Genomic DNA, 10,092 nt, shown 5'->3' with positions numbered 1-10,092 from the left:
ATGCCCGCAGGGATCCCTTGGAATCGATCATCTAGTCGCGGTCGACCAGCACAGCGGTGCCCTGGCCCACGCCGACGCACATGGTGGCCAGGCCGCGGCGCTCCCCGGTGCGCGCCATCCGGTGCAGCAGGGTGGTCAGGATGCGGGCGCCGGAGGCACCGAGGGGGTGGCCCAGGGCGATGGCGCCGCCCTGGGGGTTGACCAGCTCCGGGTCGATGCCCAACTCCCGTACACAGGCCAGGGCCTGGGCCGCGAAGGCCTCGTTGAACTCGGCCGTCCGCACCGAGTCCAGGGTCCGGCCGGTCCGGGTCAGCACCCGCCGCACGGCCGGGACCGGGCCGATGCCCATGACGTCCGGGTGGACGCCCGCGCTGGCTCCGGCGACGTAGCGGCCGAGGGACTCCAGCCCCAGCTCCTCCAGGACGTCCTCGCTCACCAGCAGCAGCGCCGCCGCGCCGTCGTTCATCGGCGAGGAGTTGCCCGCGGTGACGCTGCCGCCCTGGCGGAAGACCGGCTTGAGCGAGGCCAGCTTCTCGGCCGAGGTGTCCGGCCGGATGCACTCGTCGGCGTCGACCACCGTCCCGTCCGCGAGGGCCACCGGGGCGAGTTCGGCGTCGAAGTGCCCGTTCTTCCGTGCCTCGGCGGCCAGTTGGTGGCTGCGCAGCGCGAAGGCGTCCTGGTCCTCCCGGCTGACGCCGTAGCGGGCGGCGACCTCCTCCGCCGTCTCGCCCATCGACGGGACGCCGTGCAGCTCCTTCATCCGCGGATTGACGAGCCGCCAGCCCAGCTTGGTGTCGAAGATCTCCTGCTGCAGCGGCAGCGCCTGGTCCGGCCGCGGCAGCACGAAGGGCGCCCGGCTCATCGACTCCGAGCCGCCCGCGAGGACGACGTCCGCCTCGCCGCAGCCGATCGCCCGCGCCGCGGTGGTGACGGCCTCCAGCCCCGAGGCGCAGAGGCGGTTGAGCGTCGCCCCGGGCACCGACTCGGGCAGCCCGGCCAGCAGCACGGCCATCCGCGCGAGGTTGCGGTTGTCCTCGCCCGCCTGGTTGGCCGCGCCCCAGTAGACGTCGTCGATGCGCGCCGGGTCCAGCTGCGGGACCGCGTCGAGCACCGCGCGGACCACCCCGGCCGCGAGGTCGTCCGGTCGAACCCCGGACAGGGCTCCGCGCAGCCGGCCGATGGGGGTGCGCTTGGCGACGGCGAAGTGGACGGGACGCATGCTGTGCTCCGGTCGTGAGGGCGACGGTCGGGCGGGCCCGGCCGGGCTCGGCGTGCTCGTGCCCCGGCCCGGCAGGGAAAACTAGCGCTGCAAGTTTTCAGCGCGACTCTACCGCTGCGGCCTCTGCCGCAAAAGCCCTCCGGGCGGCCGCCGCCCGGCCGCTGCCCGCGCGGCTGCGGGCCGGTCACTCCGCCAGCGTCTGCTCGGCCCAGATGGTCTTGCCGCGGCCCGCGTGGCGGACGCCCCAGCGCTGGCTCAGCTGGGCGGTGATGAACAGACCGCGCCCGCTCTCGTCGGTGTCCAGCGCGCGGCGCAGATGCGGGGCGGTGTTGCTGCCGTCGGTGACCTCACAGGTCAGGCTGGAGTCCGCGTGGATCAGCCGGACCTGGATCGGCCCCTGCGCGTAGCGCACGGCGTTGGTGACCAGCTCGCTGACGATCAGCGCGGTGTTGTCGACCACGTCGGCCCCCACGCCCCACTCCTCGGCCTGACGGGTCGCCAGCCGCCGCGCGCGGCCGACCACTTCGGGTTCGTGGGGCAGCGTCCAGGTGCGGGTGCGATCCGGGCCCAGCACCTGCGTCCTGGCCAGCAGCAGGTAGGCGTCGTGGGCCGGCTGCCGGGGCGTCAGCGCCTCGGCGACGGCCTCGCAGGCCCGCTGCAGCCCCTCAGGTCCGGCCGCCAGCGCACCCCGGACGCGCTCCTGCAGCACCTCCTGGTCGTCGCCCGCCACACCGTCGGGCCGCAGCGCCTCGTTGCGGAGCGCCAGCACGGCGCCCTCCGGCAGGACCCGGGCCGTGGACCGGTACTGGGCCAGCCCCTTGCCGAGCGGCGGGCCGGTGACCACGTCCAGGGTCTCCACGGTGCCGTCGCGGTGGACCAGCAGCGGCGGAGGATGCCCGGCCCCGGCGGCGGCGCAGATCCGGGTCACCGGGTCGTACTCAACGTAGAGGCAGGTCGCCGCCCCGGCCAGGTCGCTGTCGGCGGTGAGGTCGTGGACGCGCTCGAGCACTTCGTCGGGCGGCAGGTCGAGGTCGGAAAGCGCCTCGATGACCGCCCGCAGTTCGCCCGTGCCGACGTGCGCCCCGGCCGTGTCCCCGAGCGTGTCGCCGGCGACCAGGGCGACGCGTGCGCCCGAGAGCGGGATCACGTCGAACCAGCCGCCGCCCGCACCGGCGGGCAGGTACACGTGGGCCAGTTCCACCGCGGAGGTGGTCCTGGCGGTGGCCGGGCGCGGCCCGCGGCGGACGATCCGGGCGACCGAGCGCTCCCTGCCGTAGAGGCGGGCGTTGTCCAGGCAGAGCGCGGCGTGGGCGGTCAACTGCTCGGCGAGCAGCCGGTCCTGACGGTCGAACGGGACCGGGTTGTGCCAGCGGTGGAAGGTGGCCAGGCCGAGCACCACGCCCCGGGCGCGGACCGGGACCACGATCATCGAGTGCACGCCTGCGGCCACGATGCGCGCGTGGCGGGTGCGGGTGGCGTCGAGCCAGGCGGCGTCGTGCCGGAGGCGTCGCACCAGCCGGGGCGCGAGTGTGGCGAGCGCCTCCCGGTAGGGGGTGCCCTCCTGGTACTCCGTCAGTTCGCCGATGACCGGCACGCCCTGGACCCCGTCGGCTGCCCGGGAGAGGAACCCGGCCCGCCGCAGCGCCGCCCCCGCCTCGACGGCGGCGGCGGTCGGGGCCTGCCCGCGCATCACGGCGTCGAAGACGTCGACGGCGACCGTGTCGGCCAGGGCGGGAACGGCGTGGCGGCAGAACTCCTCCGCGGTGCGGAAGATGTCCAGCGTGGTGCCGACCAGCGAGGCCGCCTCGTTGAGCAGCCGCAGCCCGGCCTCGGCGCGGGCGCGGGCGGTGATGTCGGTGACCGCGGAGACGACGCCCAGCACCCGGCCCTCGGGGTCCTCCAGCCGGAAGACGGAGGCGGAGGCCACGCCCGCGACCGGCGGCTTGCTCCGGCTGCGCACCCGGACCACCACGTCCCGCGCCGGCCGTCCGGTGGCCAGGACCTGGCGCACCGTCCGTTCGACCGGCGCGGGGTCGTCGGCACTGAAGGCTCGCAGCAGGTCGCCCAGGGTGCTGCCGATCATCCGGTCGACCGGGAAGTCGCGGATCCGGCTCGCGGCGGTGTTGACCCGGACCAAGCGCAGGTCCGGGTCGAAGACGTGCAGCCCGACGGGCGCCTGGGAGAACACGGCGCGGGTGACGGCGTCGTCGAACGCGTCCGCCGTGTCGTCGGCGGTGTGCTCCGGGCCGCTCTCGCCCGGGTCCGCCGGAGGGTTCGTGTCCATCAGGTGCAGTGAAGGCGACCGCCGCGATGAATTCCACGCAAAACGCCGAAAAGCTGACGATTCCCGGACGGCACCTCGGGCCTCCCGCACCCTTCGACGGGCGAGGAGGGGCGGCCAGGAAAACGTCCCAACGATGTGATGCAGCTCACATCCCCGGTTCCGGCAGGCGCGACGGATTCCGGCCTCCTCGCCGGTCATGACATCGAGACGCATCGCACCGCACCCGAGGAGTCCGTGATGACCCGTCCCACCGACCACCCCGCCGTCGTCACCGGAGCCGGCCGCGGCTTCGGCCGCGCCATCGCCGCCGCCCTGGTCACGGCCGGCACCCCGGTCGTCGGCATCGCCCGCGACGCCGCGGCACTCCAGGCCGTCCGCGCCGAACTCGGCGAGCTGTTCACACCACTGGCGGCGGACGCGACCGACGAGGAGCTCGCCCACCGCGTCATCCGCGAGCACCGGCCCGGGCTGCTGGTGCTCAACGCCGGAGCCGTACCGCTGATGGCCCCGATCACCGAGCAGACCTGGGAGTCCTTCAGCCGCAACTGGCAGACGGACACCCGGCACGTCTTCGCCTGGATCCGGGCCGCGCTGCTGGAGCCGCTGGCGCCGGGCAGCACGGTCGTCGCCATGTCCAGCGGGGCCGCCCTCGGCGGCTCCCCGCTCAGCGGCGGCTACGCCAGCGCCAAGGCCGCCGTGCGCTTCCTGCGCGGCTACGCCGCCGAGGAGTCGCAGCGGGCCGGGCTCGGCATCCGCTTCGTGGCCCTGCTTCCCCAGCTGACACCGCTGACCGACCTGGGCCGGACCGGCGTGCGCGGTTACGCCGCCCGCCAGGGCCTGGCCGAGGAGGCGTTCACCGAGAAACTGCAGCCGGTTCTGACGCCCGATCAGGTCGCGAAGGCGGTCCTGCAGTTGGCGGCCGACCCGGACAGCGCGCCCGAGTACCGCGTGAGCGGGGCAGGCCTGCAGGCGCTGGTGCCGCATCAGGGAACCGTTGCCCCATGAGCCGCGTCGTCAGCCGCGGTCGACTCCAGGGCGGCGGAGCGTCCTCGCACTGGACGCACGTGGACGTTCCGCCGACGCGGGATGGGGCACCTCCCGGCCGGATGCTGGGCGAGACGGTGCATGGCGGCGCGGCGGGGCGAAGGTCCCCTGACGCGCCGCTCGTGCCGGGTCCGGACAGGTCCACCGTGTTGCGGCGCCCGGCACGGCACTCCCCCAGCCTTCGGCCGGGGGTACCCCCACGCGGCGTTTGTCGGGCGCCCAAGTACCTCCAGTACGAGGGCGACCCTCCACCTTGCGATCTTCCCCCAGCCTTCGGCCGGGGGTGCCCCACCACCGGACACCGCAACACGGTGGACCTGTCCGGACACGGCACTAGCGTGGCAGCCGTGGAGGTACCGTCCCGGGAGGAGCCACGTTGACCTCGCAGTCCGCCTTCAGCGCGCAGACCGAGCCCTTCCGCCGGGAGCTGCTCGCCCACTGCTACCGCATGCTGGGCTCGGTCCACGACGCCGAGGACCTCGTGCAGGAGACGTACCTGCGCGCCTGGCGCGGCTTCGACCGCTTCGAGGGCCGCTCGTCGCTGCGGCGCTGGCTCTACCGGATCGCCACCCTGGCCTGCCTGAGCGCACTGGAGTCCCGGGCCCGGCGGCCGCTGCCGTCGGGCCTCGGGGCGCCCGAGGAGGACCACCGGGTGGCCGTCGCCTCCCGCGAGCCGGCGGTCCCCTGGCTCGAGCCCGTGCCGGACGCCCTGCTCGGCGTCGGGGCCCGCGCCGACGACGACCCGGCGTCCGTCGTCGCGGCCCGGGCCGGCGTCCGCCTCGCCTTCGTCGCGGCGCTGCAGTACCTCCCGGCACGCCAACGCGCCGTGCTGACGCTGCGGGACGTGCTGGCGTTCCGGACCGCCGAGGTCGCGGAGATCCTCGGCACGACCACGGCCGCCGTGGACAGCGCGCTGCGCCGGGCCCGCGCCCGGCTCGCCGAGGCGGGTCCGGTCGCCGACGAGCTCAGCGAACCCGACGAGGCCGACCGCCGCGCCCTGCTGGACGCCTACGTCGCCGCCTTCACCCGGGCCGACGCGGACGCGCTGGTACGACTGCTGCGCGCCGACGTCGAGTTGGAGATGCCGCCGATCCCCACCTGGTTCACCGGACGGGAGGCCGTCCTCGGCTTCCTCGCCGCGCGCGTGCTCCGCCGCGACCGGTGGCGGATGACGCCGGTGCGAGCGAACGGCCAGGGCGGCGTCCTGGTCCGCCACCGCGACCCCGACGGCCGCGAACTGCCTTACGGCGTCCAGGTGCTGACCCTGACGGGCGGCCGGATCGCACGGATCACGTCCTTCAACGACCCGGCCCTGGTCCCGCTGTTCGAGCGGACGCCGGACCCGCGACCGGCACCTGGCCGCCGGGATTCCGCCGACAGCCCCGGCGACCGATGAGGTTCGAGCGTCCGGCTCGTCCGACGGAATGTGGCGACACGTGACGACGATCCCCCAGCCCGCACCCGTGCGACCGGACCGGTCGTGCGGGACGTCTCCGGCCTGGACCATCCCGGGCCGGCCGAGCTGGACCAGCTGGCCCGACTGCGACTCGCCTGCGCGCGGGACGGCCACCCGCTCGTCCTGCGCGGCGCCGGCGAGCGCCTGCGGCTGCTGCTGGAGTTGACCGGCCTGGCCGAACTCCTGCCCACCGAGGCGCAGGCTGACGGGCCCTCAGGCGGGCACGCCCTCGGGGGAGAGCCGCTCGGGCAGCCCCCATAGCGGGAACAGCCGTTCGGTGTCCATGTGGTTGGTCATCGTGCGGATCCCGCCGTCGGATATCTCCAGCACGGTGACACCCCACGGCGTCCACCCGAAGCCGTCCTCCGCCGGGCGGTACTGGGCGAAGGCCGGGGAGCCGTTCGCGGTGACCGGCAGCAGCCGGGAGCCGCGGCAGCCGCAGCCGGGGCCGAGCCACCAGGCCCGAAGCTCGTCCACACCGCGCAGCCAGAGCCGGTAGGGCGGCATGTTGAGCACGGCGTCCTGGTGCAGCAGCTGCGTCAGCGCCTCGACGTCGAAGGCCTCGAACGCCTGCACGTAGCGGGTGAGGAGGTGGCGCTGCTCCTCGTCCAGGGGCTTCAGCGGATCGCCGTAGTCCGTGCCGCCCTGGGCGAGAGTGGCCCGGGCCCGCTGCAGCGCGCTGTTGACGGAGGCGACGGACGTGCCCAGCAGCTCCGCCGTCTCCGCGGCGGACCAGGCCAGCACCTCGCGCAGGATGAGCACCGCGCGCTGCCGGGCGGGCAGCCGCTGCAACGCCGCGACGAAGGCCAGCCGGATCGACTCCCGGCCGACCGCCACCTCGGCCGGATCACCGCTGAGCACCCGCTCGTCGGGGATCGGCCCGAGCCAGACGCGCTCCTCCAGCTGCGCCAGATCCGGCGCCCCGGCGGACCCCGGACCGAACAGGTCCATGGGCCGTGCGCGGCGCTGCGCGGCGGGCGCCATGTCGAGGCAGACGTTCGTCGCGATCCGGTACAGCCAGGTGCGCAGGGCCGAACGCCCCTCGAACCCGTCGAACTTGGACCACGCGCGGACCATCGTCTCCTGCACCGCGTCCTCGGCCTCGAAGGCGGAGCCGAGCATGCGGTAGCAGTAGGCCGTCAGCTCGCGCCGGAACGGCTCCAGTGCGTGGACGACTTCGTCCTGGTCCTTGATCGCCGCCATGCGACCCACCCTAGTACCGCCCACCGACAACGCGACCCGCGCGGACGGCGACCCCGCGGCCGGGGCTGACGTCCCCTCAACTTCCGGGCAGCCCCGCCTGTTCACCGGTGTCGGCCGGACCGACGCCGACCTGCCGGTCCGTCTCCGGCGACGCCGTCGGCCCGGGCAGTGCGGCGCCGCCCGGCGCGCGCTCCTGGCCCGACGCCTGCACCGCCGCGGCGAGCCACGCGCCGCCGAACGCCCAGACGGACAGCGACTCGCAGACGTACAGCGGTGTGACCGCCCAGCCGTCCCCCACGTGCGTGACCCCGGTGACCAGGGCGACCGCCAGGAAGACGAGGATCAGGACCCCCGCTGCCAGGTACCCCCGGTCCGCCCGCCGCGACGCCGCGGCATCGCGGAAGGACGCCAGGCAGAACAGCGCCAGCGCGGACAGCAGCACCCCCGCGGAGACCAGGTGGATCACGCCCACGGTCTGCTGGAGCGCGCTCGCGTGCACGGGCGCCGTCGGACAGAGCGCCACCACGACCGCGAACAGACCCGCCACGGTGCTCCACCGGTCGTCCCGCCGGCTCGCCCGGTAGCACAGCAGGAAGACGCCCAGCGCGCACAGGCTGCCGACGAAGACGTTGCGGGTGCTCGTGTAGTACGAGCCGCTGATCGAGGCAGGCCAGAAGCCGGCGGTGCTGCGGCCGCGCAGCTCGGCGTAGAGCCAGTTGCCCAGCGGCACCACGACCGGCAGGGCCACGCCGATCGTGCCGACTCCGAGGCGGAGCAGCGCGACGGTCCGCGTGTCCTGTCCGCCCTGGACCGCCCGGGCCGGGCCGCCTCCTGCCGAGCCGTCGCCGTCCATGAGCGGCCTCCCTCCCGAGAACGCTGGTTACCAGCCGTGATATGCCCACGTCGGCTGCGGATCAACCGGGATGCCCGCTCCCACCTGCCCCTTCGGGCGCACGGGCGACCGTTCACGCCCCTCTCCCACGCACGCGCCGGTGACCCAGTGTCACACGCCGCCCGTCGCCTGCTGTCGCACGCGAGCGAGCGCAACGGCCGGGCGCCAGGGAAAGCCGCCCTCGGACTCCCTGACGCCCAGCCGCCCTCACCCGCCGCGCGTCAACTCGGCGACGGCGTCGGCATGTCGACCAGCACCACCTCGAACTCCTCGACCGCGCGCACCATCGAGTGCGCCTTGCCCACCGCCTCGTCGCGGATCGCCGCCTGCGCGCCGCGCGAGGCGGTCAGGGCGTCCCGGTCCCGGTACATCGCACCGGCCGCGCCCCTGCCGTGCGCCCGGTTGAGGAAGAGGCTCGCCCCGATCAGCCCGGGCACCTCCTTCATCCGCTGCAGCGCGGAGCCCTTGAAGGAGTCCGCGACCAGGTCGGCGTCCATCGGGTCGAACTCCAGCCGGGTCAGCCGGAACCCGCAGCCCGGCCCGGGCCGGTCGATCGGCTCGAACGCGGCCACCTCCCAGGTGTCGATGGTCGGCGAGTGGCTGAACCGGCCCAGCAGCGCGTCGCGCCGCTCCCGCAGCGCTTCGAAGCTGTCCTGCATCGCCTGCTCGCTCGTCCACCAGGAGCCGATCGAGATCTTGCCCAGCTCCCGGTCCGTGAAGAGCCCCATGCCCGCGTAGCCGGGCTGCTCCGACAGCATCTGCCGACCCTCGGTCCGCAGCGCCTCCAGTGAGTCCTCCACCTTGGCCGGATCCCCGACCATGTAGACGGTCCGTACGAACATCTCGCGCCTCCAGGCGCTCGGTCCTCCGCTGACCCCCTCACTCAGCCAACCCCCCGATCGGAGCACCCGCAACCGGGTCGGGATGCGCCCGCCGCGGACCCGTGTTACGCCCTCCGGGCCACACGGCCGGGGCGCTGCGCGGATCCGGCGGCGGCTGCCCCGAGGATGACTCCGTGCGACCGTCCGTCCTGCGCCTCCGGCTTCCCTCCGTCCGCGCCCTGCTGGGCGTCGTGCTGCTCGGAACGCTGCTGCTGCCCGGCGGCTCCTCCCCCGCCCCGGCCGCCGCCGCAGGCTGCGCGGCGACCCCGCCCTCGGGCGGCCCACCGCTCCCGGGCCTCCGCCTCGTGTGGAGCGACGACTTCAACTCCCCACCACAGCCGGACCGTTGGAACATGCGGGCGACCACGGCCTTCCGCTACGGCACGCACAACCCGCGCGACAACAAGCTCGACTGGATCGACCCGTCCGCCGTCCACGTCTCCTGCGGCATCGCCGAGCTGACCGCCCGCCCCGGCCCCCACCGACTGCCGCACCGCACCCGTGCGTGGAGCACCGGCCTGCTCACCACCGAGGCGACCCCCGACCGCTTCCTGCTCCGCCCGGGCGACTTCACCGAGGTCCGACTCCAGCTCCCCACGGCTCCCGGCGCCTGGCCGGCCCTGTGGACCTGGCGCAACGGCGGCAACGAGGTCGACTCCTTCGAGTACCACCCGGACCGCCCGCACCTGCTCGAACTCTCCAACCGCGTGCGGGGCGGCCAGGCCTACCGCTCCGACCCCGCGATCGCCCCCGGCGCGTGGGTGGTCATCGGGACCCGCTACGGCGCGGGTTCCGTGGACTGGTACCTGGACCGCCGCCTGGTCTTCCGCGACCACCGCGGCGTGGGCCGCTCGTGGTCCGCCTACCTCGTCCTCAACCTCTCCGTCAGCGCGGGGCGTTACCACCGCGCTCCGGGCAGCGCGCGCCCGTTCACTCTCGCGGTGGACTATCTGCGCGTCTACCGGGCGGGGGCGGCGTGAGCCGGCTGCCGGCTGCCGGCTGCCGGCTGCCGGCCTCCCCGGTGGAGTGGGACGCGCAGGGGGCGGGCACGCGCCCGGGGGCGGGGACGCGCACGGGGGGCGGGCACGCACGCGGGGCGGGGACCCGCAGGGG

Annotated in this window: 9 protein-coding genes; 4 read left to right on the top strand and 5 right to left on the bottom strand. The window is 74.8% G+C overall.

Annotation, left to right across the window (positions count from 1 at the left end; all coding sequences use genetic code 11):
* Positions 1–31: 31 nt before the first annotated feature.
* Positions 32–1,219 (bottom strand): thiolase family protein, encoded by a 1,188-nt coding sequence (locus ACFP3V_RS23305; RefSeq protein ID WP_380586761.1) that lies wholly within the window; start codon positions 1,217–1,219, stop codon positions 32–34.
* 184 nt (positions 1,220–1,403) lie between these two features.
* A complete protein-coding gene (locus ACFP3V_RS23300; protein WP_380586758.1) occupies positions 1,404–3,503 on the bottom strand; it encodes a SpoIIE family protein phosphatase in 2,100 nt (699 codons plus the stop codon).
* 237 nt (positions 3,504–3,740) lie between these two features.
* Between ACFP3V_RS23300 and ACFP3V_RS23295 the strand changes: the two genes are divergently transcribed.
* From ACFP3V_RS23295 to ACFP3V_RS23285, 3 genes are all read left to right on the top strand, one after another.
* A complete protein-coding gene (locus tag ACFP3V_RS23295; protein WP_380586755.1) occupies positions 3,741–4,508 on the top strand; it encodes an SDR family oxidoreductase in 768 nt (255 codons plus the stop codon).
* A gap of 415 nt (positions 4,509–4,923) precedes the next feature.
* A complete protein-coding gene (locus ACFP3V_RS23290) occupies positions 4,924–5,943 on the top strand; it encodes an RNA polymerase subunit sigma-70 (RefSeq protein WP_380586752.1) in 1,020 nt (339 codons plus the stop codon).
* Positions 5,944–5,973: 30 nt separating this feature from the next.
* Positions 5,974–6,264, top strand: coding sequence for a hypothetical protein (locus tag ACFP3V_RS23285; protein ID WP_380586749.1), 291 nt, complete (start codon positions 5,974–5,976; stop codon positions 6,262–6,264).
* Here the strand turns inward: ACFP3V_RS23285 and ACFP3V_RS23280 are convergent.
* From ACFP3V_RS23280 to ACFP3V_RS23270, 3 genes are all read right to left on the bottom strand, one after another.
* On the bottom strand, positions 6,217–7,206 hold the full coding sequence (locus ACFP3V_RS23280; RefSeq protein WP_380586746.1) for a sigma-70 family RNA polymerase sigma factor: 990 nt from the start codon (positions 7,204–7,206) through the stop codon (positions 6,217–6,219). The two genes, ACFP3V_RS23285 and ACFP3V_RS23280, sit on opposite strands and share 48 nt — an antisense overlap.
* A gap of 76 nt (positions 7,207–7,282) precedes the next feature.
* Positions 7,283–8,059: a hypothetical protein gene (locus tag ACFP3V_RS23275; protein WP_380586743.1), complete on the bottom strand. Its 777-nt coding sequence runs from the start codon at positions 8,057–8,059 to the stop codon at positions 7,283–7,285.
* Positions 8,060–8,319: 260 nt separating this feature from the next.
* Positions 8,320–8,940: an antibiotic biosynthesis monooxygenase gene (locus ACFP3V_RS23270; protein ID WP_380586741.1), complete on the bottom strand. Its 621-nt coding sequence runs from the start codon at positions 8,938–8,940 to the stop codon at positions 8,320–8,322.
* Positions 8,941–9,113: 173 nt separating this feature from the next.
* Here ACFP3V_RS23270 and ACFP3V_RS23265 point away from each other — a divergent pair, with 173 nt between their 5' ends.
* Positions 9,114–9,959, top strand: a complete 846-nt coding sequence (locus ACFP3V_RS23265; protein WP_380586739.1) for a glycoside hydrolase family 16 protein — start codon at positions 9,114–9,116, stop codon at positions 9,957–9,959.
* The last annotated feature ends 133 nt before the right edge of the window (positions 9,960–10,092 follow it).

Source organism: Streptacidiphilus monticola, from assembly GCF_042658505.1.
Classification (GTDB): Bacteria; Actinomycetota; Actinomycetes; order Streptomycetales; family Streptomycetaceae; genus Streptacidiphilus; species Streptacidiphilus monticola.
This window is presented reverse-complemented; position numbering and strand designations above follow the sequence as displayed.